Source organism: Corynebacterium sp. UBA2622 (assembly GCF_002339505.1).
Taxonomy (GTDB): Bacteria; Actinomycetota; Actinomycetes; order Mycobacteriales; family Mycobacteriaceae; genus Corynebacterium.
Map to the genome: position 1 here is coordinate 195,303 of NZ_DDJO01000017.1, position 23,990 is coordinate 219,292.

Consider the following 23,990-nt stretch of genomic DNA (forward strand, 5'->3'; position numbering starts at 1 on the left):
AATGGAGGGGTGAAACGTTTCCTCCCCCTGCTCCTCGCTTCCGCCGTGGTCTTCACCGGCGCGCCGGCCCACGCAATGGACGTGCGCGGCGGCTGGTCCGACCCACGCTCCGCGGTTGCCGTCTACCACCCCGGCGGTACCTGGACCGGAACCCCGAACGCCGCCGAGCCCCGCCCGGCTCTGTCCCTGGCCAAGCTCTACCTGGGCTACTGGGTGCTGCGCTACGGTGCGCCCGAGGACCAGTGGCGCGTGGAGGACATGATCCGCCGCTCCGACGACGGGACCGCCACCGACCTGGACCGCCGTTACCCGCAGGCGATCGACGAGACCGCGCGGGATTACGGGCTCGGTGCCACCCACCGCGTGGGCAGCTGGGGCAACACCACCACCTCAGCCCTCGACGCAGCGAAGTTCGTCAGCGACATCGAGCCGGATCCGGCCGCGGGTCCCCTGCTCACCGGCATGCGCACCGCCGCGCCCGTCGCCGCGGACGGCTTCGTGCAGAACTACGGCACGTCGCAGCTCCCGGGCGCCCAGGGCACCAAGTACGGCTGGTCCGACGACTTCGCCACCGAGACCGCCTCGGTCTCCTTCGGCGACGGCTGGTCCGCCGCGGCCCTGACCTACGGCGGGGCGCAGGCGAACACCGATGACGCCGTCGCCGCGGTCGAACCCGGCATCACCGACGCCAACGGCGGGTGGACCAGCTCGGCCGGCCCCGTGTGGGCCCCGGCAGTCCCGTTGCGCAACGTCCTTGCGCCCTACCTGCCGATGAACATGCTCACCCTCATCCCGGCGGATGTCCTCGTGCCGGTCGGAGCACCCCACGTGGACATCCCCGGGTTCCAGCTGCCTTTCTAGGCGCGCAGGAAGGCGGCGACGTCCCGGACCCGGCGGCGCGCCTGCGCCGGCGTCGAGATACCGGCGCGCGTGTAGTACGCGGCTTCCGTCTGGACCAGGTCGGCGTCGACGTCACCGGCGGGAAACGTGACCACCCGGGCATCGGCGTCCGCCTCCGGCAGCGCGCCCAAGCCCCACAGCGTCACACGCGTTGCCCCCCGTGAGCGGGCGTACTCGACGGCGGCCGGGGCCTCGGCGGGGTCGGTGACGTCGATGATGGTCGTGCCCGACAGCTCCGCCGCCCCCGCCACCTCCGGGCGCCAGGCGTGCTCGCGCGCCTCCGGGCCGAGCGCGGGGGCGCAGGACACCACCCACGCGCCACCCGGCTCGGAGGGGGTGAACAGCGTGCCCCACTCCACCTCGGAGGCGGCCACGCCACCCGGAAAGGCCACGCCCGGCATGGTGTGGTCCACGGCCGAGCCCAGCATGAGCATCGCCGCGTGCGTCAGGCGGTCGGGCAGGAGAGCCAGGTACTTGTCCGAGGGGTCGCCCTCCACCGGGTAGGTGGCCTCCATGTAGGAAAGCAGCTGCTCCAGTTGCAGCTCCTCCGGCAGCAGGCGCTCCACGCCCCCGACGTTGAAGGAGGGGTCGCCCTGGATGTTCTCCGGGTAGGCGTCGTCGGGCGAGCCCTGCTCGAGGGGCTTTCTCACCAGATCACCACCCGGTCCTCCGGTTCCACCCAGACCCGGGAGCCCGGTTCCACGTCGAAGGCCCCGTAGAACTCGGGGATGTTCGCGGCGATGACGTTGCAGCGGAACTCGTTGGGGGAGTGCGGGTCGATGGCCAGCAGCTGCGCGGCCATCTCCGGGCGAACCTTGGAGCGCCACACGCGCGCCCAGGCCAGGAAGAGGCGCTGGAAGCCGGTGAACTCACCCTCGAGGCCGTCGACGGGCAGGGAGGGCCCGTCCTCCATCCCGTGGTCCTCCAGGTAGAGCCTGTAGGCCACGACGGCGATGCCGAGGCCGCCCAGGTCACCGATGTTCTCGCCCAGGGTGAACTCGCCGTTCACGCCCGAGATGTCCTCCCGGCCGTCCAGGACGGCCGGGATGAGGCCGGTGAACTGCTTGACCAGCTTGGCGGTGAGCTCCTCGAAGCGCTCGCGGTCCTCGTCGGTCCACCACGACTGGAGATTGCCCAGGCCGTCGTAACGCGAGCCCTGGTCGTCGAATCCGTGCCCGATCTCGTGGCCGATGACCGCGCCGATCGCGCCGAAGTTCTGGGCGGCGTCCGCCTCGGGGTCGAAGAACGGCGGCTGCAGGATCGCTGCGGGGAAGGTGATGTCGTTGACCACCGGGTTGTAGAACGCGTTGACGGTCTGCGGGGTGGTCACCCACTCGTCGCGGTCCGTGGGTTTGCCCACTTTGTCGATCTGGTACTCGTGCTCGAAGGCCGCGCCCCGGCGCACGTTGTCCAGCAGGTCCGCACCGCTCGGGGAGAACTCCAGCGCGGAGTAGTCGCGCCACCGGTCGGGGTAGCCGATCTTGGAGTTGAACTGGGCGAGCTTCTCCAGGGCGCGCTCGCGGGTGCCCTCGCCCATCCACGGCAGGGTGGAGATGCGCTCCCGGTAGGCGCGCACCAGGTATCCCACGAGCTCCAGCATGTGGTCCTTCGAGGAGGCGGGGAAGTGCTCCCGGACGTAGACCTGCCCGATTTCCTCGCCGACCAGGGACTCCGCCAGGCCCACGCCGCGCTTCCACCGGTCGCGCTGCTCCGTGGCCCCGGACAGGGCGGTGCCGTAGAAGTCGAAGTTCGCCCGGCCGACCTCCTCCGGGAGGACGCCGGCGCGGGAGCGGAGGACGTTCCACACGCCCCACAGCTGCCAGTCCGCGAGGGTCTCGGGGCGCAGCATGCCCGCCAGATCGGCGGTGAAGGAGGGCATCATGTTGATCACCCGCCCGTCGCCGAGGCCGGAGGCGCGCAGCAGAGTCTGGATGATGGCCGGAAGCTCCTCTAGCTCCACCGGGTTGTAGGTGGCCATTGCGTCGCGTGTGGCGACGACATCCCAGTGGCTGTGTGCGAGCTGCGTTTCCAGGTTCACGATGCGCCGGGCGGCGATCTGCGGGGTGAGCCCGAAGAGGTAGGACGGGTCGACGAAACCGAGCATCTTTTCGACGTGCCCCACGTACCGCTTCAGGGTCTCCGCGTGCTCGGGGGAGCGGTAGTAGGCCTCGTCGGGCAGACCCAGCCCGGACTGGAAGAGGTACGGTACGGCATCCTCGCCCTGTGAGTCCTTCTCCACCCAGTAGGTCAGCGGGCCGCCCACGCCGTCGCGCTCGAGGAGGCCGAGGTTGTGCACGAACTCACCGATGTCCGAGGCGCCGAGGCGGTCCAGGTCCTTCTTCAGGGGCTCCATGCCGGCGGCGTTGACCCCGTCAGTGTCCATGAAGGAGAGGAAGAGATCACCGCCGCGGCCGGCACCGTCGCGCAGGAGCGCGTGCACGTCCTCCTCCGACTTGTCGCGCAGGGCGTAGAAGGCACCGTCGATGCCGCGGTCGGCGGGGATGGTGTGGGTCTCCACCCAGTGGCCGTTGACTAGTTCAAACAGGTCTTTCATGCCACCACCTTAACGCGGCAGCCGGCGCCGCCGCGGGGGGCGGGCGCCGGCTGCCGGTGGGCTGGGTGCGGGGGTTGCTCGGGCGGTGTGCGGGGCGGGGCCCGCTACCGGGGCCGGGCGGGCCCCGGAAACGCTACTGCGAATCCTCCTCGGGGTCGCGGACCTTCATGTGGCCCGGGCTCCACCAGCCCGTGCGGGTGATGTCCTCGTGGTTGATCTCGGCCACCTTCGGTGCCTCACCAACGGAGTTCGTGCGGCGCTCGTACTTGGCCACCGAACCCCAGTCACGCTGCCAGTCGTGGTTCATGTACCCCGGAATCTCGTAGGAGTAGTTCACCGCCTCGGCCGTGGCGAGGGAGCCGCCGCCGAGGAAGTCCATGAACGCGGAGAGCTTCTTCTTGCCCGGGGCGTCGGGCATGATGCGGAACTCGGGGATCTCGGCCACGCCGGCGTAGTGGTTGAACGTGCGCTGGCACGGGTACTGGAACGCCACGGACCAGTCGAGCAGGCCCGGGGTGTCCGGGTGGAGGACCTCACCCAGCGGAGCGAGCGTGGGGGCGCGCAGCGGGGTCACGGCCATCCAGTCCTCGGCCTTCAGCGACGTGTCCTCGCCGACGAGGCGGGCCACGTTGGCCTCCCCCGGCAGGTCCGCGATGGGGTAGCGCAGGTTGCGCCAGGAGGGGGTGGGGCCCTGGTCGAGCATCTCGACGTCGCCAAGCACCTCGACCTCGCCGTTGTCCTTGCGGGTGCCGTACTCGAGCTTGAGGTCGGTGCCCTCCTGTTCGACACCGTTGATGTCGTGGTGGGCGATGCGCCCGGCCACCGATGCGACCACGAGCGGGGCGTCCTCGCGGGCCGCGGGGAGCTCGTACCAGGAGGTCTCGAGCTTTGCGGAGCCCTCGGGGCTGTCGGAGAAGCTGCCCAGGACAGGCACCTTGTTGTAGTCCAGGTTGAACGGCAGGCGCACGGTGGAGCCGTTGATGCCACGCAGCTCGGGTGCGCGGTTGCCCTGCGTGTTGGTGCGCGAGGTGGACTGCTCCTGCTCGGAGGCGTCACTGGACTTCGCGTCGGGCGTGGCGTTTCCGCTGCCGCTGGACCCGTTCGCGTCGTTGGCGTTGGAGTTGCCGGAGGCGTCGCCCGTGCTGGATCCTGTGGTCGCGCCGGTGTTGGTGTTGTTGACTGGGGCGGCCGCGGCGGTGTTGTCGGAGTTGGTGCGCGAGTCGGCGGTCGCGGCGTTGTCACTTTCCGAGGTGATGTAGGCCGGCACACCCTCTGGGTTGAACCCCCGGTGCTCGCCGGCGTCGAGGGAGCGCCCGAGCGGCACGCCGCCGACGGGGGTGAGGAAGGACTCGTTCGTGTCGGTCTCCAGCAGGACGTCCCCGCCGAGGGCGCAACTGTTGCCGGTGAACGTCTTCACGTTGCCCATGCCCACCGAGTAGGCGGGGGCCTGCGCGACGAAGGCCTTGAGGAAGGTGAGGCAGGAAAACGCCACCATGAGCACCGCCACGACGGCGATGGGCGCGGACATGATGCCCGCCCAGCGGCCGCGGTCGGTGATCGGCTCGGTGTCCTGGTGCCGCAGCCCCTGCACGACACCCAGGAGAAGCACGGCGAGGGTGATCACCAGCATCACCGTGTTCGCCTCCACACCCTTGAGCTGGACGGTGCGGTCCCACCACGGAACGCCGAAGGAGGAGACGTACCACCAGGCGTTCCAACCGGCCAGGGTGAGCGACATGAGGAAGAGCACCGCGGCGATGGCCAGGGTGCGGTTGCGCACCGAACGCAGCGCGACCTGGCTGAGCACCACCGCGCCGACGGCGGCCGCGGCACCGCCGATGCCGGCGTAGATGCCGAAGTGGTGGGTCCACTTCGTCGGCGTGAACATGAAGAAGAACGTGGACAGGCCGATGATCATCACCAGGCGCTGAACGGGCCCGGACTCGGCGCCGTTGATGCGCCCGTAGCGCGCCAGCGCCCAGAGGATGAGGATGACGCTGAACATGAAGACGAACATGGGGAAGCGGCGCGACATCGAACCATCCACCGACTGCTGGAACAGGGTGGAGTAGCGCGTCCACTCCGCATACCACTCCAGCGCGGGCCCGACCTTCGAGCGCACGGCGGTGGCCTCCAGCACGGCTGCCATGGTCTGGTCGTGGAACACCGGGATCATCACCGCGGTGCCGGCACCCAGGAAGGCGGCGACGTAGGCCAGCGCCGGGGCAATGTCCCGGCGGCGGTGCATCGTGCGCAGCAGGGCGGGCAGGCTGACCAGGAACACACCCACCGCGGCCAGGCCGGTCGGTCCGCACGCCAGGGTGAACGCGGCGATGACGGTGCCGAGGGCGGCCGGGAACAGCCGGTCCGTGGCGATGGCCCGCTCGAAGGCGGCCCAGGTGGCGATCAGCCCGAGGGCGATGACCGGCTCCGGGCGCGTGCCGTTGTCGTAGGGCAGCCAGAAGGCGAGGAAGACGAAGGCTGCCGTCCAGTACGCCACGCGGCGCTGCGCGATGGCGCTGCCCAGGCGCGGCAGGATCGCCCGCGAGAGGATCCACCAAATGAGCAGGCCCGCGATCAGCGTGGGCAGGCGCATCCACATGGAGGCGGTGGACACCTTGGCAAAGAGCGAGAGCAGGTCGTAGAACGGGGAGCCGAAGGGGGACTCGGGGACGCCGTACCAGCGGTAGTAGTTGGCCATGTAGTCGGAGTGGTTGGCCACCCGCGCCATGGTCAGCAGGTAACCGTCATCCGAGGTGTTGGCCCCGAAGACGTGCCAGAAGGCCAGGACGGCCACGACGACGCCGTCGAGGGGCTTGACGCCGCGCCACTCCTGGCGCAGCCGCGGGATGCGGCGACCGTCGCAGCGGTCCAGCCTCCACAGGCTGTACAGGGCGGTCAGGGCGGAGAGCGCCCCGACGACCATCGCGAGCGTCTTCGCCAGGGTCGGGGTGGAGGTGAAGCGCGAGTTGATGTCCACGTGGGCGCTCAACCCGGCGTCGACAAGCTTCGCGGCATCCCCGTCGAGCTCGGTGTAGATGCCCGTGATCTGCGGCCGGAGGTCCTCGTCGCTCTCCTCCCTGAAACCGGTGCCCGGCACCTCGACGCTCGTGCCCTCGCTGTCCGCGCGGATCCGGATCCTCGCGTCACCCGGCAGCGACTTCACCTCGTCGCGCGTGAGCTCGAAGATGACCTTGTTCACGGAGTTGACCACCACGCCGCCCCCGGGCGCGGTGACGAACATGCCACGGTCGTAGGCCTCGCTCGACGAGTCGGGGAGCGTGCCCAAAACGGTCGTCTGCCCGCTGCGCAACGACGCGATCGCGGAGACCGGGACGGTCACCTCGATGTCGTCGGGCGCCAGCGAGATCAGCGGCGCGTTCACCGAGTTCAGGGAACCTTCCTGCGGCCAGTTCAGCGAGGACTGCACCTGGCTGACCGGAAGCAGCGGCGTGAGGACGAAGCAGATGAACGCCAGCAGGCCGGACACGGTGGCCAGCCGCACGAGGCTTTTCGACGCCCGATCGTGCGCCACCACGGTCGAACCCTCCTGCTGAGTGGGTTTTTCTGGAGCTGTCACGTCGTGTAACTCTACTTTCCATCTCACTTGTTACGAACCGCCACAACGAAGGGGCCGATCTGCTTCACGTCCCACGCGGGCGAGTCGAAGGCCGCGGGGTTGAACAGGATGGCGTCGTAGCGCACGTTGGGCTGGTTGGGGAAGATGTCGTGGGAGATGTGGCTCTTCCAGGGCTCGTCGGGATTGTCCAGGTCGCCGCGGAAGATGAAGGCGTCCGGGGCGCGCCAGCGCGAGGAGTCCATCGCCCCGGTCAGCTTGGCCGGGTCGGAGAGCTCGCCGAAGGACCCCTCGGCCCAGGCGGCAAGGTCCTCGTTGCGCAGGTCGAACTCGCCGAGCGGGTTGGCGTAGTGGCTGGTGATCGCGTTGAACCCGTAGAAGGGGTGGTAGGCCATGAAGTTGACTTCGTCGGTGTAGACCACGGTGTCGGCGGGGGCCCGCCCGTGGTCCGTGATGAAGGCGGCGACGTCGTTGTAGTAGCGGCCGGCATCGGCGGGGCGCTTGTCCGCGCGATCGCCGTTGCCGTCGGTGTCGCCGTAGGCCTGGTCGATGTGCGTCTCGTTCTCCCCCGGGATCTGCTGGACGAGTGTGAGTACGGAGGCCGCGGCCAGGACAGCGGCGGAGGCCGCGACGACCCTCCGGTTTCCCTCGCCCATGCGGGGCAGGAGGTCGGTGCCCGCGCGACCGCTGACGGCCTCGGCCGCGCCCAGGGCTCCGGCGGTGACGAAGAGGAGGGTGATCAGCACCTCGACCCGGAAACCCAGCAGGGACGTGCCCGCCAGCGGGGCCACCATGGACGCGAGCGCCCAGAAGTAGCAGACGGCCAGCGCGACGAGCAGGCCCGAGTAGCGGGCGTCGCGTGCCCGGGCGATGAGGAAGACCACGCCGGCGAGGCTGAGCGCGCCGATGACGGAGAGGGAGAAGAAGGGCAGCGGGAGGACCGTGCCCTCGTTGGGCAGGAAGTGGTTCGCCGTGCTGCGCACCGCGTATCCGCCGAACACCCGGCGGTACAGGTAGGGGCCCCACGTGATCAGGGCGATGACGATCGAGCCGGTGCCGATGGCCAGAAGGTGCTTGACGGGCGTCCATTTCCGGCCCTCCGCGAGGAAGATCACTGCGGCGAGGACGACGACCGTCAGAGCCGAGATGGCGGTGTAGAGCGTGTAGAACGTGGCAGACAGGCCGAGGTAGACGGCCAGGCCCGCGGTGGCGGACTGAGAACCGCGCAGGGCGCGGGCCGAGGCGACGGCCGCCGCCGGGACGAACATGGCCACGATGGCGGCGTAGGGCTCGTCCGCGGTCTTCGTCAGGATCACGGCGATGGTGATGCCCGCGATCGCCGCGGCGAGGGGCAGCGAGGAGGTGAGTTTGCGCCACACCGGGGTCAGGGCCGAACCCGCCGCGGCGAGGGAGACGATGGCCCACGGCTGGTAGACCTCCCAGCCCTGCATGTGCAGGACGTTGGCCATCCGTCCGCCGAGCCAGAACCAGCCGAGCGGGTAGAACGTCGGCAAGCCGAAGTAGTTCATGTCGTGGTTGCCGAGCTGTTCCGTCATGCGGTTGAGGAACTGGGTGCGGAAGCCCTGGTCGACCTGGATGCCCCAGAGGTAGAGCTTGGTTGCGCTCAGCGGGACACCCAGCGCGGTGACAACCAGGCCCGCGGGCATGAGGGTGGCCGCAATCTCCGTCAGGGCGGCGCGCCAGGCTGGCCGGGTGCGCCCCGCGCGATCGTCGCGCATCCACAGCCAGACGAGCCACGCGGTGACGAGGATGACCGCGAAGGAAAACGCGGTGGCCAGCGCCGGCGTCACGGTGGAGGTGTTGAACGCCGGGAGGGTGACCGAGTGGAGGATGAACCAGGAGAGCAACGCGAAAACACCCCCGCCGACCAGGGCGGCGGGGATGCGCCACAGCGTGGCGGGCACGGTCAGGGCATCTCGCCCGGCCGTGCCCGCGCGGGAGGCGGCGGTGGATCCGCCTCCGGTGGTCGGTGGTGTTTCCGGGTGAAGAACTCGCATGGATATCAGTTTGTCACACGGCACCGGCAATCCCGTTTTGGAAGGTTAGAAGTTCAACCGCCTCATGATGGACGCGGGAACGTGCTGGAGAACAAAGGAAATGGGGCCGAACAGCTTGTGCACGAACACCGTGCGGTCGCCCTTGAGCGCGGCCTCGGTCGCCGCCTGGGCGACATCCTCCTTGTTCACGGTCAGCGGCGCCTCGTCCAGGCCCTTGGTCATCTTCGTGCGCACCTGGCCGGGCCGCACCACGGTCACCTTTACGCCGTCGGCGCGCAGCGCCTCCCCGAGCTGGAGGTAGAAGGCGTCCATCCCGGCCTTGGCGGAGCCGTAGACGAAGTTGGAGCGGCGCACCTTCTGGCCCGCGACGGAGCTCATCGCGATGATGGTGCCGTGCCCCTGGGCCTTCATGGCCTGTCCGAGCAGGACGCCCACGGACACGAAGGCCGTGTAGTTCGTCTGCGCGGAGTCCACGGCGAGGGCCTGGTTCTGCCACAGCTCCTCCTGGTCGCCGAGAGTGCCGAACGCCACGACCGCGACGTCGATGTCGCCGTCCGCGAAGGCGGCGTCGATGACCCCGGGGTGGGAGCCGAAGTCGGTGGCGTCGAAGTCGATCAGGCGCACCCGACCCGCGCCCGCGCGCTGGACCTCGGCCACGGCGTCGTCGAGACGCGGGGAATCCTGGCGGGCCGCGAGGGTGACCGTCGGGGCGCCGCCGCGGGCGAGGAGCTCGCCGACGATGGCGAGTCCGATCTCCGAGGTGCCGCCGATGAGAAGGATGTTCTGGGCTTGGCCTACTGCGTTAAGCATGGGTGTTCTCCTTTAGCTGAGCTCGAGGCGGCGGGACATGTCGGAGGCGAAGACGCCGGTGGGGTCGATCTCGCGGCGGGTGCGCAGCCAACCCTCCATGCCGGGGTACATCGCGTGGAACTTCTCCGCCGAGGTACGCGATTCCTTGGCCAGGTAGAGGCGCCCGCCGAACTCCATGACCTGGTCGTCCAGGCGGTCGAGGAACTCGTGGAGGCCCGGGCGGATGGGGAAGTCCACGCACACGTTCCAGCCCTTCATCGGGTAGGACAGGGGAGCGCGGTTGCCCTCGCCGAAGAGCTTGAACACGTTCAGCGCCGTGTAGTGGCCGCTGGACTGGATCTGGTAGATGATGTCCTTGAACGGCTCCACCGCGTCGGTGGGCACCACGAACTGGTACTGCAGGAAGCCCGCGGAGCCGTAGCCGCGGTTCCACTCCCCGATGAGGTCGAGCGGCTGGTAGAACTGCGTCAGGTTCTTCACCTGGTTACGGGCGGGCGCGCCCATGAGGTAGTAGGCCTCGCCGATGGCCATCAGGGAGAGCTTGTTCATCGTCCATGAGGGGAAGATGTCCGGCACCGTCATCAGCTGCGGGGCGTTGAACTTCAGGGGGTCCTTCGCCAGCTTCGGCGCCAGCTCCTCGAGCTGCGCCAGGGTGGCCAGCGAGCCGCGGGAGATGGTGGAGCGGCCGGTCTTCGGCGGCCCGGAGATGGCGTCGAACCAGGCGGAGGAGTACTCGTAGTTCACCTCGGAGCCGTCCGAGTGGGCGGCGATGGTCTCGTCGAGGGTGTCCGTGCGGTCCGTGTCCGCCACGAAGTACGCGGTCTCCGTCTTGGTCATGCGGATCTGCGCGCGCAGGATGATGCCGGTCAGCCCCATGCCACCGACGGTCGCCCAGAACAGGGTGCCGTCCGGGTCGTCGGTGCTGCCCTCGGGGGTGAGGTGCAGGACGCGCCCGTCGGCGACGAGGAGTTCCATGGACACCACGTGGTTGCCGAAGGAACCGGCGGTGTGGTGGTTCTTGCCGTGGATGTCGGGGCCGATGGCGCCGCCGATGGTGACCTGGCGGGTGCCGGGCAGGACGGGGACCCACAGGCCGTACGGCAATGCCGCCTTCATCAGCTGGTCGAGGGTGACGCCGCCGTCGACGTCGACGATGGCGGAATCGGGGTCGATCGAGTGAATCTCGTTGAGCGCCCGCATGTCCACGACCAGACCGCCGCCGTTCTGGGCGGGGTCGCCGTAGGAGCGGCCCATGCCACGGGCGATGACCCCGCGGCGCTGGCGCTCGGGGAGGGATTCGTTGTCCGCGGCGACCCGGGCCACCGCCTCCCTGATCACCTCGACGTCGGGGGTGGACAGGACGTGGGCCGTCGAGGGTGCTGTGCGGCCCCAGCCGTGGAGGGATTCAACGGTTGTGTGAAGTTCCATGTTCTAAGAGATCTCCTTAGTAGGCATACGCGGACAAGCCTAGCCCGCACCCGCCGAAAGTTGGATACGAACACAGCGATACGTGCTGGTAATCACCGCCCGCGCCCACCGCGCCGACCGCGCCGCTGCGGACCCTACAGGTCCATGATCTCCCGGATCTCCGCGGGCAACTCCTCCTGCGAGGTGATCACCGGGCGCCCCGCCGCCTTGTGCTCGCGCAGCAGGGCGTAGACGCGGGTGCGCGACTCGGAGTCCAGGAAGGGCAGCTCCTCGGCGAAGAGGCGCGCCATGAAGTCCGACAACGGGGCCTCAATGCGCTGGGCCGCCTCGTGGGTCGCGTTCGGATCGTCGCCCTTGTAGTGCTTTCTCATGACCGCCCAGCCTAGTGCGCGTCTACCATGGGCCGACATGGACGCACCCATGGACGCACCCCGGGACAACACCCGGCACGGAGAAGACCACGCTCCGAAGCACGCTGCCCCCGAGCCGCACGCCGGCGAGCACAACGAAGCACCCGAGAAGATCGACTACAACGCCCTCGACAATACCTTCGGGGGACGCCTCATCCAGGCCGGCTTCATCACCGGGTGGTACGCGCTCGGCGACATCACCGAGCGCACCGCCGCCGCCCGTACCGCCCTGGTGGCCGCCAACTTGGCCACCATCGCCGCCTTCAACGCCTTTGACGAGGATCCCGCGAACGATCTGACGGCCACGGTTCACGGCGAGGGCAGCCCCGCGAAAACGTGGGCGGTCATTAGTGGTCTGGGTGCCACCGCAGCCGGTGTCACGGCCGCCAGTTCCGTCCTGCACCGCTCCGCCGCACAGGCGCTGCGTCGGCGCGGCATCTCCCGGCCGTGGACCCTGATGGGGGTCGTTGTCGCCGCCGGGTACCTCGCCGTCGAGGCGGCAAAACCGGGGAAGACGGGCACCCGGTGACATGAACCGGGTTGCCGGGCACATCGGGTGAACCGGGAAGCGAAACCGACATGAGCGAGCTCTCCGGCCAGCACCGCGCGCCGGTCATCGACCTGGCCCTCGCGCGGGCGCGCCGAAGCGGTGCGCCGCCCCGGCGGCGCACTCTGGTGGTCCGGGTGGCCACCATGAAATCCGACGAAGAGGTGTACCGCTACCTCGGCTTCGCCGACGACGCCCGTCTTCCCGAGGTCCAGCACGCGATCGCCGTCGCATTCTCGCTTCCCGACGCCCAATCGGCCCCCGCCCGGTTCAGCGGCGCGCCGGGGGACACGCTCGGGGAGGCCCTGGGCGACGGCCGCTCGCCCTTCACCTTCACCTGGGGTCTGTGGCGCTTCGACCTGCAGCGTGTGGAGGAGTACCCGCGCGATCGCTCGACACCGGCCGCGGTGTGCCTCGCCGGCTCCGGGGATTTCGGGGACACCCCCTTCGACATCACCGGCATCAACCGCCGCCTCATCGGCGACGACCGCGCCGACGATGTCCTGAGAGCGGCCCGCCCCGAGGTGCGCGACGTGATCACGCGCTCGCGCATGTTTGACTACGTCCTGCTCGTTCAAGCGCTGGACCTCGGGCGCGGGGGCGTCGACAAGCGTGCCCGTGAGGCGGCGGAAACCCTTCCCCGGGAGCGCGGGGCCGAGGGGCGAGACGCCTACTGGTGCGTGGTGCTCGGGCTGGCGTGCTTCGCGGACGCGGAGACCACCGACGCGGTGATCGAGTCGACCTTCGAGGCCCTGGGGTGGCCCCGGCGCACGGCGGACGAGGTGCGTGACCTGTGCTCGGGTTCGCTGGTCCGGCTCGCGGCGCTGGGGGTGTTCGGCCCGGGGCGCACCTCCCCGGTCGAGCGCGTGGAAGTTCTGCGGGAGCTGCTTCGGCGGTAGACTGTGCGCCCGTGTCCAAGGTGTCCCAGGAGTACAGACAGTCAGTGCTGCGGCAGCTCGTGCCGTTCGTGATCATCGGCGTCGGGTGCGCGGTGATCGATTTCGGCATCACTTACTCCCTGACGGAGCTCACGGGGCTGTCGCGCACCGGCTCCAAGGCGGTCGGCTGGGTGTTCGGCACCCTGGTGGCGTACCTGCTGAACTCGCGATTCGCGTTCCAGTCGCAGGTCAGCGCGAAAAAGGCGGGGGCCGTTTTCCTGCTCTACGCGATCACGTTCGCCGTTCAGGTGTTCCTCTACGATGTCACCGACGAGCCGCTCCAGGCCCTCGGCCTGGTCGAGCCGTGGAAGGATATCGTCTCCTTCACCATCGCACAGGGGGTGGCCACCGTGACCAACTTCGTGCTGCAGCGCCGGGTGATCTTCCGGGAGGAGACGAAGATCGTCGCGCAGGCGGACCCGGCCTGAGGGGTCAGCCGCGCGGGCCGGGGCGGCGGAAATCCTCCCGCGCCCCCATCTGCAGCAGCGAGATCCAGCGGACGAACTCGCGGGGGTTTTTCTTTTCCACCAGGAAGAACCACGCGAACCTGACCACCTCCTGCAGTTTCATCTTCCGCATGCCCTGCTGGTTCATGATGTAGCCGCGGTTGCGGTAGGTGAAGTAGCGCTTGGTCTCGTTGTCCGGCCACTGCGCGTGGGCGCGGCCGCCCATGATGGGCTGGAACTCCCCGGAGCCGTCCGGGTGCAGGTAGGACGTGGTCAGGGCGGTGCCGTAGGCCAGACCGGAGCGCGAGAGGCGTCGGTGGTACTCCACCTCGTCGCCGCGGATGAAGAGCCGGTAGTCCGGCACCCCGATGCGCTCCATCGCCCCCGCCGAGATGAGTGCGCCGTTGAACAGGGAGGCGTACTGCGGCAGGAAGTCGCCCTCGAGCTCCGCGGTGGTGCGCTTCCAGGTCACGCCCTGGCGCAGGGGGAAAGCGAGCTTCGCGGGGTCCTCCAGGCTGACCACCAGCGGGCTGACCTCCGCGAGGCCGTGGCGCTCCGCGGCGGCGTACAGAGAGGCCAGGACGTTCCCGTCGGCGGGGCGGCCGTCGTCATCGGCGCACCACACGGCATCCGCCCCCAGCGCGAGGGCGTGCAGGAAGCCGTAGGCGAAACCGCCCGCCCCGCCCAGGTTGGTGCGCGAGGGCAGGTACACGCCGCGGTCCCCGGCGAGCTCCGCCAGCAGGTCGCGGACGCCGTCCTGCGCCGCGTTGTCCACCACGATCACCCACGTCACCGGGTGAGTTTGGCTGACCACCTGCTCCAGGGAGTGGCGCAGGAGCTCAACGCGGTTGTGGGTGACGATCACCGCGGCGGTTTTCCCGCGCGGGTTGAGGGTGGCAGTCATGCCCACCATTGTGCCCGAGCGGCCGCGCGGTCCCGGGCAGCGACCCCGCTACCCCTGGAAGCGCTGGACCAGGTCGGCCACGTAGCGCCCGGCCTCCGGGCCTTCGTAGGCCGCGACCACGTCCGAGACCTCGCCCGCCTTGCGGATTTCCCCCTTGTCGATCCACAGGCCGGTGGTGCACAGCTGCGCGAGGAAGTCGTTGGAGTGGGAGGCGAAGACGAGGATGCCGGAGCGCTGCACCATCTCGGCGAGGCGCACACGGGCCTTGGCCATGAAGGCGGCGTCCACGGCTCCGATTCCTTCGTCGAGAAGCAGGATCTCGGGCTCGATGGAGGTGACCACACCAAGGGCGAGGCGGATCCTCATGCCGGTGGAGTAGGTGCGCAGCGGCATGCTGAGGTAGTCGCCCAGCTCGGAGAACTCCGCGATCTCGTCCATCTTCCTGCGCATCTGCCTGCGGGTCTGGCCGAGGAAGAGCCCGCGGATGATGATGTTCTCGTACCCGGAGATCTCCGGGTCCATGCCCACGCCGAGGTCGAAGACCGGGGCGACGCGCCCGCGCACGTCCGCCACGCCGCGGGTGGGTTCGTAGATCCCGCTGAGCAGGCGCAGAAGCGTGGACTTGCCGGCGCCGTTGTGGCCCACCAGCCCCACGCGGTCGCCCTCTCGCAGGTGGAGGTTGATGTCGCGCAGCGCCTCGACGACGACCGTGTTCGAGGCGTTCTTGCCGATGGCACCGCCTGCGGTGGAGACCACGGCCTTCTTCAGCGAGCGCGACTTCGCGTCGAAGATGGGGAAGTCGACGCAGGCGTTGTAGGTGTCGATGGAAACCATGGTGATAAGTCCTTTACACCCAGTAGGGGACGCGGAAGCGCAGCTGGCGCATGACCAGGAGCGTGACCAGCAGCCCCGCCACCGTGCAGGCCCCGACGATGGCCCAGTGGTAGGCGGCCACGTCCTGGCCGATCAGGGGCGCGCGGATGATCTCCAGGTAGTGGTAGAGCGGGTTGAGCTCCGCGATGCGTGCGCGCCGGGCGACCTCCCCGCCCTGCTCGCGCAGGGTGGAGGTGGTCCACACGATCGGCGTGACGTAGAACAGCAGCTGGACCAGTGCCTCGAGCAACGGGGCTACATCGCGGAACCGGGTGGCGATGATGCCGAAGAGCATGGTCACCCACACGCCGTTGAGCACGAGCAGCAGCAGCGCCGGCACGGCCAGCAGGGTACTCAGGGTGAGCGGGATGCGGAAGATGACGATGAGCACCAGCCAGATCACCATGTTGTGGGCGAGGAAGAGCAGCTGGCGCCACACCAGCCTGTAGACGTGCACCGACAGTGCGGAGGGCAGCTGCTTGATCAGGCCCTCGTTCTCGATGAAGACGTTGGCGCCGTCCTTGATGCAGCCCGAGATGAATCCCCAGATGACGAAGCCCACCGTGACATGGGGGAGGAACTCCCGCACGGAGATCTGGAACAGCATGGAGTACAGCAGGCCGAGGGCGAGGGCCATTACGCCGGTGGCGATGGTGATCCACAGCGGGCCCAGCGAGGAGCGGCGGTAGCGCTGCTTGATGTCCTGCCAGCCGAGCTGCAGCCAGAGTTCGTGCTGGTTCCACCCGCGCACGAGGTCCGACCACGCGCGCGAGAAGGTCTTGGACTGCGACTTCGGCGTCTCATCGGTGGCGGTCGACGTCATGCGGGCGACGTCGGCGCGCAACTGCTGCTTGTCCATCACGCCCATTACCCTAGCGCCCGGGCCGTCCCGACCCGTGTAGGCCTGCGACGACTCCGTCCCGAAGGCCCCGGCGGGCCCCGACGCATTCGAAAACTCTTACTAATCGGTCGGGAAAAGTCCAGCGAGAACCCCGTTGTGCGCGGCGAGCAGGCAAGTGTGCATCGCCGCGCGGGGGTGTGCATAATTGGGTGCTGTATTTCGTTCGTCCTACATCTTTCGGTTTATCCGGATTCGGCACACCAACCCTGGGAGGTTCATCCAGTGGCCTATGACGTCGCGAGCGTGCGCGGGCTCTACACCTCCCTCTCTGACGGCTGGACGTACCTCAACGCCCACGACTGCCCGCAGATCCCCGAGCGCGTCTCCGCCGCGGTCGCCCGTTCCTTCCGCATGTCCACGGCCGTCTCCCGCCCCGAGCCCGTGGCGGGTTCGCACTCCCGGCACAACGCCGGGAGGCCCGAGGGGCTCGCATTGCTTAGCGACGCCCACACCGCCGTCGCCGACCTTGTCGGCGCCACCCCCGAGCGCGTTGTCCTGGGCCCGAGCCTCCACGCCCTCTATGCCGCGCTGGCGGCGGCGATGCGCCCGCTGCTGCGCCGCAACTCCACCGTTGTGCTGAACAACGTCGACCGCCCCGACCTGACCGCGGCGCTGAGCCGCGTGGACGCCGGGGTGCGCTGGGCGCAGGCGGACCTGGCCACCGGCGAGCTGCCCTCGTGGCAGTACGACGACCTCGTCGACGGCTCGACGCGGCTCGTCTCCGTCCCCGCGGCGCACGGCCTGCTGGGCAACGTCGCCCCCGTCGCAGAGGTGGTGGACAGGGTCCGCGCCCGCTCCCGCGCGTGGGTCATTGTCGACGCCTCCGCCTACGCCCCGTACCGGGCCATCGCCTTCGACGACTGGAACGCAGACGTCGTGGCCGTCGACCTCGCTGAGATGGGCGGGCCGGAGATCGCGGCGCTCGTCTTCCGCGACGAAGCCATGTTCGGGCGTCTGGACGCCCTCGGCCACCCGGACGTAACCGGGGCGGCGAAGCTTGCGCAGCGGGTCTCGCCGGGTCTTGCGGGCGGCGTTTCCTCCGTGGTCGAGCACTACGCGTCGCTGGCGGAGCGCCCGGCGCACGGTCGCAGCACCCGCCGCACCCGCCTGCTGGCCTCGATGGATGAGGCCAGCACCTACCTCAACGGGCTTCGCGACGACCTTCACACCTTCCTGGGCACCCTGCCCGCCGTGCACATCGTCGGCGTCTCCGGCGAGGCGGCCGACGGCGCGACGATCGACCGCGTGCCCCGCCTGAGCTTCGGGGTGATGGGGGTGCCCTCGGCGATGGTGAACCAGCGGCTCTTCGACAACGGCATCGTTGCCACCGAAGCCCCCGCCAACCAGCTGTTCACGGACATGGGTGTCCGCGACATGGGGGGCGCGGTGACGGTGTCGCTCGGCCCGTTCAACACGCCGAACGACCTCGACCAGCTGATCCGCGCCGTCGCCTCCCTAGCCTGAGGTTCGACCTACACGGTCAGGACGATCTTGCCGGTGTTGTCGCCGGAGTCGAGGTGTTCGTGCGCGTCCGCGGCCTCGGCGAGCGGGAATGTCCGCGAGATGCTGTGCGTGATGGTGCCGTCCTCGAGCAGGGGCCAGACGTTCTTGACGGTGTCCGCGACGATGTCCGCCTTCATCTCTACCGGCCGGGCGCGCAGCGTCGTGGTGTGCACGGACTGGCGCCGCGCCAGCATGCGCCCGAGGTTGAGGGTGCCCTTCGGTCCGCCCTGCAGCGCGATGACAACCAGGCGTCCGTCGACGGCCAGGGATGTGATGTTGTCCTCGAGGTAGGGCCCGCCGATGACGTCGAGGATGACGTCGCAGGAGCCCTTCAGCTCCTCGGCGAAGTTCTGCTCCTTGTAGTTGATGAGGATGTCGGCGCCCAGCTCGCGGCAGTAGTCCAGCTTCTCCGCGCTGCCCGCGGTTGTGGCCACCTCGCAGCCGAGGGCCTTGCAGAGCTGGATGGCGAAGGAACCGACTCCGCCGGAACCGCCGTGGATGAGGACCCGGTCGCCCTCCTTTACCCCGGCAACCATTCCGAGGTTCGACCAGGCGGTCGCGGCTGCTTCCACGATCCCCGCGGTGTGCTCCTGGCTGAACCCCTTGGGTACTGGGGTGAGCTGGCCCTCCGGAACCGCGACAAGCTCGGCGTAACCACCGCCGGCGAGGAGACAGCCCACCTCTTCGCCCATGGTGCGGCCGGTGCTGCCCGCGTCGGCGATGACCCCCGCGCACTCGAGGCCGATGATCTCGGACGCGCCCTTGGGCGGGGGGTACATGCCCTGCGCCTGGGCGAGGTCCGCGCGGTTGACCCCTGCCGCCTTCACCCGCACGAGCACCTCGCCGTCGCGCAGCTGCGGGTCCGGGACGTCGGTGAGTTCAAGGGAGCGGGGGTTATCGGGATCGGTCTGGGTGATTGCCTTCATGCCGTCCCAGATTATCCAAGTTTTCCGGTTCCGGGCTAAGATCGTGGCGCTGGAGACGTGGCAGAGCGGCCGAATGCACCGGTCTTGAAAACCGGCGAGGTTCACACCTCCGGGGGTTCAAATCCCCCCGTCTCCGCCAAACAGGATCGGACGCTGTGCGGGGAATGCACCACGGTACGGCGGGTGGGCGCGGGTCCGGGTGCGCGAAAGGCGTGATATCACGGTTTGCGTAACTTAGCCGGCGTTTCCCCAGGTGACTCGCGGCGGCAGGGCCTGAAACGTGATATCACACGGGGCGGAGTCAACACGCACCCCGCGAGGTGATGAATGATCTCCGCGGGCACCCGCGCTCGGTCGAGAACCCGGCGCACGGCGGACGGGCTGGGCCCCGCGGTGGCGGGCGATCCGTGCCGGACCCCGACGGCGGGTGACGCGCAGTCTAAAGATGCGGTGCTCGGTGCACGCCGGTGTTTCTCCCGGGGTGTTAGCCCACCCGATCCAGGACCTCGATGAATCGCTGGGCCGCGGCCTCCGGGTCCTCCCACTTGTCCAGCCCGAACAGGCCGATGCGGAAGGTGGAGAACTCCTCTCCCTCGTCGATCTTCAGCGGAACGCCCGAGGCGATCTGCAGGCCGTGCTCCTTGAACGCGGCGCCGGACTGCTGCTCGGGGGTTTTCGCGTAGAGGACCACCACCCCGTTGGACTCGTAGCCCTCGGCGGCGACGGAGGAGTAGCCGCGCTCGTAGGCGGCCTCGCGCACGAGGCGGCCGAGGGTGCGCTGGCGCTCAGCCAGGGCATCGAGACCCTGCGCGGTCGACTCCTTCATGATGCCGAGGTTGCGCACGATGGCGTCCGTCGGCAGCGTGGAGTGGTACGCGGCCTTCCCGTCGCGGTAGCCGTCGAAGATCTCGAGCCACTTCTTCAGGTCGAGCGTGAAGGAGGTGCTCTGCGTCGCGGCGACGGCCTCGCGGCCCTTCCCGCTGAGCAGGACGTAGCCGGTGGCGGGGGAGCCGGACCAGGACTTCTGGGGTGCGGAGACAAGCACGTCCACGCCGGTCGCCTTCATGTCGGTGAAGGCGGCGCCGGCGGCGATGCAGTCGAGGACGAACAGTGCGCCCGCACGTTCGGCGATGTCGCCGAGGCCGCGCAGGTAGTCGTCGGGAAGCGTGAGACCCGCGGCCGTCTCGGTGTGCGCCGTGACGATCACGTCGGGGGAGAACTTTTCGACGGCCCCGCGGACCTCGTCCAGCGACGGCGGGGCGAAGGAGGGGTTCGCTCCCCCGGAGGTCGGGGCCGCGTTGAGCACCTTGACCTGGTCGGTGATGGAGCCGGTCTCGATGATCTGCGACCACCGGAAGGTGAACAGCCCGGAGCGCAGAATGAGCACCTTTTTGCCGGTGAAGAGCTGGCGGGCCACGGCCTCCATCGCCGCGGTGCCGCCGCCCGGGATCAGGGCGGCGCCGTCCGCGTTGTAGGTGGAGGTGAGAATCTCCAGCATCCCGCGTGCCGCAGCGATGAACTTCTGCGACATGTGGTTCAGTGAGCGGTCGGTGAAGACGACCGAGTACTCCAGCAGGCCGTCGGGGTCGATGTCAGTGCGTGGCAGTGCAGTCATGCACTTCAGGGTAACGCGCGTCACCCTCCGGCGCGCCGGTTTGCGGGCTAACCCTCGGGGAACAGCTCCGGCATGGTGTAGAACTTGCGCTCGCCGAAGGGGGCGGCCATCCCGCGGAAGACATCGAGGGCGCGCTTGGTGGTGGGGCGGTCCTGGCCGGCGACGATCTGGACCTTGTCCAGGGTCAGCGGCCCCGCGATCTCCACGGCCGAGCCGGAGTTCGGGGTGTCGGTGTGGTGGGCGAAGCGGGAGACGTCGAAAAGCGATGCCGCCTCGTCGAGCGTGGTGGCGCTGGCGCTGCCGCCGTCGTTCAGGCGCCAGTCGCCCTCGAGGTCGCCGAGGGGGATGCCGAGGAGGACCACGTCGCGGGAGAACTCGGGGGTGGTCAGCGCGGAGACCTTGGGGGCGAGGTAGAAGGTGAGGGGGCCCTGGAGGGCATCGGCGGTGAGCTCGCTCACGCGCACGGGGTGCCAGACGATCCAGTCCTTGACGTTGGAGGATGAGGGGGCCTCGTCGCCGCGGGCGGCGAAGCCGGATGTGAGCCAGGAGTTGATTTTCATGCTGTTCAGTTTACGGAAATGTGGCCGGGGCAACAGCGCCTGAGAACCGGGCGGGCGCATTTTGTTGGGTGCCGTGTCCTTGGGTACTATGCAACATGGTCCGGAGACGTGCCAGAGTGGCCGAATGGGGCTCCCTGCTAAGGAGTTGCCCTCTTTGCGGAGGGCCGCAGGTTCAAATCCTGTCGTCTCCGCCACGCGCCCGTAGCTCAACGGATAGAGCATCTGACTACGGATCAGAAGGTTGGGGGTTCGAATCCCTCCGGGCGCACCAGCACAAACCCCGTTTCGGCGGGGTTTGTTTGTGTTTGCGGCCGGCCGGGCAGGGCGGCGGCGCGAGGTAAGGCAGGTGCAGGGTGGCAAAGACCGGTGTGAAGCTGTTCCAGGGGCTCGGCAGGCGCCGCGATGTCAGCGCAGAAGAGCTGGAGCGGATGCAGTCGCAGCTCGACGGCATGACGCTGCGCGAGATCACCGCCCTCGTGGAGCGCAGGTCGCCGGTGGCGGGCGCGAAGATCCTGCGGATGCTGCCGCCCGAGCGCTCGCTCGCGGTGTTCAACGTGCTCAACCCGCGCCACCAGGCGGACATCGTCAGCGCGCTCGGTGACGACACCGTGGTGGACTACTTCGGCTCGATGGGGGCCGAGGACCGGGTGGCGCTGCTGGACAACCTGCCCGCCCAGATCGCCGAGCGCCTCATGCGCGACCTGGACGAGGACGACCAGCGCGTGACCAACGTGGTGCTGGGTTACCGCAAGGGGACCGTGGGGCGCACCATGTCGCCGGCGGTGCCCGAGGTCACGCCCGGGATGCGGGTGCAGGACGTCCTCGCCATGCTGCGCGGGGGCGTGGAAAAGCTGGAGACGATCTACACCGTCCCCGTCGTCGACGAGGACCGCGTGCTCGTCGGCGTGACCAGCCTGCGGACGCTGTTCCGCAGCCGGGGCGACGATCTCATCGCCGACGTGCTCACGGACCCGACACCCGTGGGCGCGATGGACGAGGTCGAGGGTGCCGCCCGCTGGCTGATCTCCACCCATCTGCTCGCCGTACCCGTCGTCGACGAGGACGGCCGGCTCGTGGGCATCTTCACCTACGACGAGGCCCAGGACGTCGTCGAACACGCGGACACGGAGGATTCCGCCCGCAGCGGCGCCTCCGAGCCGCTCGGCCGCCCCTACCTCTCCACCCCGGTGCTCACGCTGGTGCGCAGCCGTATCGTCTGGCTGCTGGTCCTGGCCGTTTCCGCGATCCTCACCGTGCAGGTCCTCGACATCTTCGAGAGCACCCTGGAAAAGGCCGTCGTCCTCTCCCTCTTCATCCCCCTGCTCACCGGCACGGGCGGCAACACCGGGAACCAGGCCGCGACCACGGTGACGAGGGCACTCGCGCTTGGCGACGTCCAAAAGCGCGACATCGTCGAGGTGATGTGGCGCGAGCTGCGCGTGGGCATGACCCTCGGTGCTGTGCTGGGAACCCTCGGCCTGGCGGTGGCCACGGTTGCCTACGGCCTCCACATCGGGGTGGTCATCGGGGCGACGCTGTTCCTCATCTGCTCCATCTCGGCGACGGTAGGCGGGATGATGCCGATCGTGGCGAAGGCCGTCGGCGCGGACCCGGCCGTGTTCTCCAACCCCTTCATATCCACCTTCTGCGATGCGACGGGGCTCATCATCTACTTCTTCATCGCCAAGGCGGTTCTGGGAATCTAGCCGTGTACTGGCGTTTTGGCGGCTGTACCGTCGCGGTGTAATGTTTCACCTCGTTGCACACAACATAGCGCGCCCGTAGCTCAACGGATAGAGCATCTGACTACGGATCAGAAGGTTGGGGGTTCGAATCCCTCCGGGCGCACGTTTAACTCCCCGGGACAGTTATCTTGTCCCGGGGTTTCGTGTTGCGGAACGGGGAGGTGATCCCCGCCCAATGATTCCGCCGAACAACTCCCTGCTGCGCAGCGTGCGGGGTATCAGGCATCGGGGCGTCGCGAAGCGGCGCGCCCGTTGTCCTAGAAAACCTCGACCCGGCCGCCGAGTGACTCAATCTGGCGCAGGTGTCCCACCCAGCCGGGAGCGCCGAGGTGCACCCGCATGACGGGGCGGGAGGAGATGCGCACGGGGGACACGGATTCTCGGCGCGCCCCGGTGCGGGCGTTGAGGCGCGTGTAGGCGCGGTTGCCGCTTTCCGCCAGCTCCTTCATGGACGGCCGCTCGGCTGAGAGGGTGTCGCGCGCGCTCTGGAGCAGCGCGATGAACTCGTCGAGGGTGGGCACGAGCGCGGCGGCGTTTGTCTCCACCATGTTGCGCACCAGCTCCGGGTCGGTTCCGGCGACGCGGGTCGCCCCCTTGAAGGAGCCCGCCGCGAGGGACTGCGCGAGGGTGCCACCCTTGTCGCCGACCACCGAGAGCGCCTCCGCCACCACGTGGGGCAGGTGCGAGACGCGTGCGACCGCTTCGTCGTGCCGGGACACCGACACGGGCACGGCCTCCGCACCCGTCAGGGCCGCGAGCCGGCAGACCTGACCGAACAGCTCGGCCCACTCGGCGGGCACGGGGTGGCCCGCCTGATCGAGCTGCACGGCCCAGTCGTAGGTGACGGCCCAGGCGGCGTGGTTGAACAGGCCCTCCTGGGATGCACCCCACCCCGAGTTTTCCGTGCCGGACATGGGGTGGCCCCCGACGTAGTGGCCCTCCAGCCCGCGCTCGAGGATGAGGTCGTAGACGGGCTGCTTCACGCTCACGACATCGGTGATTCCGCAGGTGGGGGCGTATTCAACCACCGCGTCGAGGATATCCGCCACTGCGCTCATCGGGGTGGCCACGACAATCAGCGCGTTCTCCGTGGCCGCGCGCTGCAGAGTCTCGGTGAGGTCGTGGGAGACGTCGAAGCCGTCGCGCTGGGCCTGCCGCGCCCCCGAGCGGGCCAGCGTGTAGCCGAACACCGCGGCGCCGGCGGCGACGGCATCGCGCATGATGGAGCCGCCGATGAGCCCCAGCCCGATGATGCAGAGGGGCCGGAGCGGTCGCGGGTGCTGGGCTGTCGCGGGGGTTGTAGCGGAGGCTGTCACGGTGACAAGTCTTGCACAA

The 23,990-nt window shown here is 69.0% G+C and carries 20 protein-coding genes and 4 tRNA genes; 10 read left to right on the forward strand and 14 right to left on the reverse strand.

From position 1 onward, the window contains the following. Positions 1-9: 9 nt before the first annotated feature. Positions 10-861, forward strand: coding sequence for a hypothetical protein (locus B3611_RS07970; RefSeq protein ID WP_291314549.1), 852 nt, complete (start codon positions 10-12; stop codon positions 859-861). On the opposite strand, the gene B3611_RS07975 is transcribed toward B3611_RS07970, so the two are convergent. From B3611_RS07975 to B3611_RS08005, 7 genes are all read right to left on the reverse strand, one after another. Further along, entirely contained in the window at positions 858-1,550 is a 693-nt protein-coding gene (locus tag B3611_RS07975; RefSeq protein WP_291314550.1) for an alpha/beta hydrolase, read from the reverse strand. The genes B3611_RS07970 and B3611_RS07975 overlap by 4 nt on opposite strands. Next, on the reverse strand, positions 1,547-3,454 hold the full coding sequence (locus tag B3611_RS07980; RefSeq protein ID WP_291314551.1) for a M13 family metallopeptidase: 1,908 nt from the start codon (positions 3,452-3,454) through the stop codon (positions 1,547-1,549). Before B3611_RS07980 ends, B3611_RS07975 begins: the two co-directional genes overlap by 4 nt. A 133-nt stretch (positions 3,455-3,587) precedes the next feature. Continuing rightward, on the reverse strand, positions 3,588-7,034 hold the full coding sequence (locus B3611_RS07985) for an arabinosyltransferase domain-containing protein (protein WP_291314552.1): 3,447 nt from the start codon (positions 7,032-7,034) through the stop codon (positions 3,588-3,590). Between the two features lie 23 nt (positions 7,035-7,057). Continuing rightward, a complete protein-coding gene (locus B3611_RS07990) occupies positions 7,058-9,049 on the reverse strand; it encodes an arabinofuranosyltransferase (RefSeq protein ID WP_291314553.1) in 1,992 nt (663 codons plus the stop codon). A 45-nt stretch (positions 9,050-9,094) separates the two neighbouring features. After that, complete coding sequence (locus tag B3611_RS07995; RefSeq protein ID WP_291314554.1) at positions 9,095-9,859, reverse strand: decaprenylphospho-beta-D-erythro-pentofuranosid-2-ulose 2-reductase; 765 nt, start codon at positions 9,857-9,859, stop codon at positions 9,095-9,097. 12 nt (positions 9,860-9,871) lie between these two features. Next, on the reverse strand, positions 9,872-11,287 hold the full coding sequence (locus B3611_RS08000; protein WP_291314555.1) for an FAD-binding oxidoreductase: 1,416 nt from the start codon (positions 11,285-11,287) through the stop codon (positions 9,872-9,874). A 134-nt stretch (positions 11,288-11,421) separates the two neighbouring features. Further along, complete coding sequence (locus B3611_RS08005; RefSeq protein ID WP_291314556.1) at positions 11,422-11,658, reverse strand: hypothetical protein; 237 nt, start codon at positions 11,656-11,658, stop codon at positions 11,422-11,424. 37 nt (positions 11,659-11,695) lie between these two features. Here B3611_RS08005 and B3611_RS08010 point away from each other — a divergent pair, with 37 nt between their 5' ends. From B3611_RS08010 to B3611_RS08020, 3 genes are read left to right on the forward strand one after another with little or no spacing between them, the layout of a single operon-like run. After that, positions 11,696-12,226 (forward strand): hypothetical protein, encoded by a 531-nt coding sequence (locus tag B3611_RS08010; protein ID WP_291314557.1) that lies wholly within the window; start codon positions 11,696-11,698, stop codon positions 12,224-12,226. 50 nt (positions 12,227-12,276) lie between these two features. Further along, entirely contained in the window at positions 12,277-13,143 is an 867-nt protein-coding gene (locus B3611_RS08015) for a hypothetical protein (RefSeq protein WP_291314558.1), read from the forward strand. An 11-nt stretch (positions 13,144-13,154) separates the two neighbouring features. Next, a complete protein-coding gene (locus B3611_RS08020; RefSeq protein ID WP_291314559.1) occupies positions 13,155-13,610 on the forward strand; it encodes a GtrA family protein in 456 nt (151 codons plus the stop codon). Between the two features lie 4 nt (positions 13,611-13,614). On the opposite strand, the gene B3611_RS08025 is transcribed toward B3611_RS08020, so the two are convergent. From B3611_RS08025 to B3611_RS08035, 3 genes are read right to left on the reverse strand one after another with little or no spacing between them, the layout of a single operon-like run. Further along, entirely contained in the window at positions 13,615-14,541 is a 927-nt protein-coding gene (locus B3611_RS08025) for a glycosyltransferase (RefSeq protein WP_291314560.1), read from the reverse strand. Positions 14,542-14,580: 39 nt separating this feature from the next. Further along, positions 14,581-15,366: an ABC transporter ATP-binding protein gene (locus tag B3611_RS08030; RefSeq protein WP_291314561.1), complete on the reverse strand. Its 786-nt coding sequence runs from the start codon at positions 15,364-15,366 to the stop codon at positions 14,581-14,583. Between the two features lie 13 nt (positions 15,367-15,379). Continuing rightward, positions 15,380-16,273 (reverse strand): ABC transporter permease, encoded by an 894-nt coding sequence (locus B3611_RS08035; RefSeq protein ID WP_291314562.1) that lies wholly within the window; start codon positions 16,271-16,273, stop codon positions 15,380-15,382. 255 nt (positions 16,274-16,528) lie between these two features. Here B3611_RS08035 and B3611_RS08040 point away from each other — a divergent pair, with 255 nt between their 5' ends. Then, positions 16,529-17,770, forward strand: coding sequence for an aminotransferase class V-fold PLP-dependent enzyme (locus tag B3611_RS08040; RefSeq protein ID WP_291314563.1), 1,242 nt, complete (start codon positions 16,529-16,531; stop codon positions 17,768-17,770). Positions 17,771-17,778: 8 nt separating this feature from the next. Here B3611_RS08040 and B3611_RS08045 read toward each other — a convergent pair whose 3' ends face one another. Next, positions 17,779-18,735, reverse strand: coding sequence for an NAD(P)H-quinone oxidoreductase (locus B3611_RS08045; RefSeq protein WP_291314564.1), 957 nt, complete (start codon positions 18,733-18,735; stop codon positions 17,779-17,781). 51 nt (positions 18,736-18,786) lie between these two features. On the opposite strand from B3611_RS08045, the gene B3611_RS08050 reads away from it, so the two are divergent. Further along, a tRNA-Ser gene (locus B3611_RS08050) sits at positions 18,787-18,874 on the forward strand. 345 nt (positions 18,875-19,219) lie between these two features. On the opposite strand, the gene B3611_RS08055 is transcribed toward B3611_RS08050, so the two are convergent. Together B3611_RS08055 and B3611_RS08060 are read right to left on the reverse strand one after the other, a co-directional pair. Next, complete coding sequence (locus B3611_RS08055) at positions 19,220-20,350, reverse strand: alanine--glyoxylate aminotransferase family protein (RefSeq protein WP_291314565.1); 1,131 nt, start codon at positions 20,348-20,350, stop codon at positions 19,220-19,222. Positions 20,351-20,397: 47 nt separating this feature from the next. Further along, complete coding sequence (locus B3611_RS08060; protein WP_291314566.1) at positions 20,398-20,910, reverse strand: hypothetical protein; 513 nt, start codon at positions 20,908-20,910, stop codon at positions 20,398-20,400. A 102-nt stretch (positions 20,911-21,012) separates the two neighbouring features. Between B3611_RS08060 and B3611_RS08065 the strand changes: the two genes are divergently transcribed. From B3611_RS08065 to B3611_RS08080, 4 genes are all read left to right on the forward strand, one after another. Beyond that, positions 21,013-21,104 (forward strand) — tRNA-Ser (locus B3611_RS08065). A gap of 1 nt (position 21,105) precedes the next feature. Next, a tRNA-Arg gene (locus tag B3611_RS08070) sits at positions 21,106-21,181 on the forward strand. An 82-nt stretch (positions 21,182-21,263) separates the two neighbouring features. Next, positions 21,264-22,616 carry a magnesium transporter gene (gene mgtE / locus B3611_RS08075; protein ID WP_414646317.1) on the forward strand — a complete coding sequence of 451 codons (1,353 nt, stop codon included), beginning with the start codon at positions 21,264-21,266 and terminating at the stop codon, positions 22,614-22,616. A gap of 69 nt (positions 22,617-22,685) precedes the next feature. After that, positions 22,686-22,758, forward strand: a tRNA-Arg gene (locus B3611_RS08080). A 154-nt stretch (positions 22,759-22,912) separates the two neighbouring features. Here B3611_RS08080 and B3611_RS08085 read toward each other — a convergent pair. Beyond that, positions 22,913-23,971, reverse strand: coding sequence for a prephenate dehydrogenase (locus B3611_RS08085; protein WP_291314567.1), 1,059 nt, complete (start codon positions 23,969-23,971; stop codon positions 22,913-22,915). Positions 23,972-23,990 lie beyond the last annotated feature (19 nt).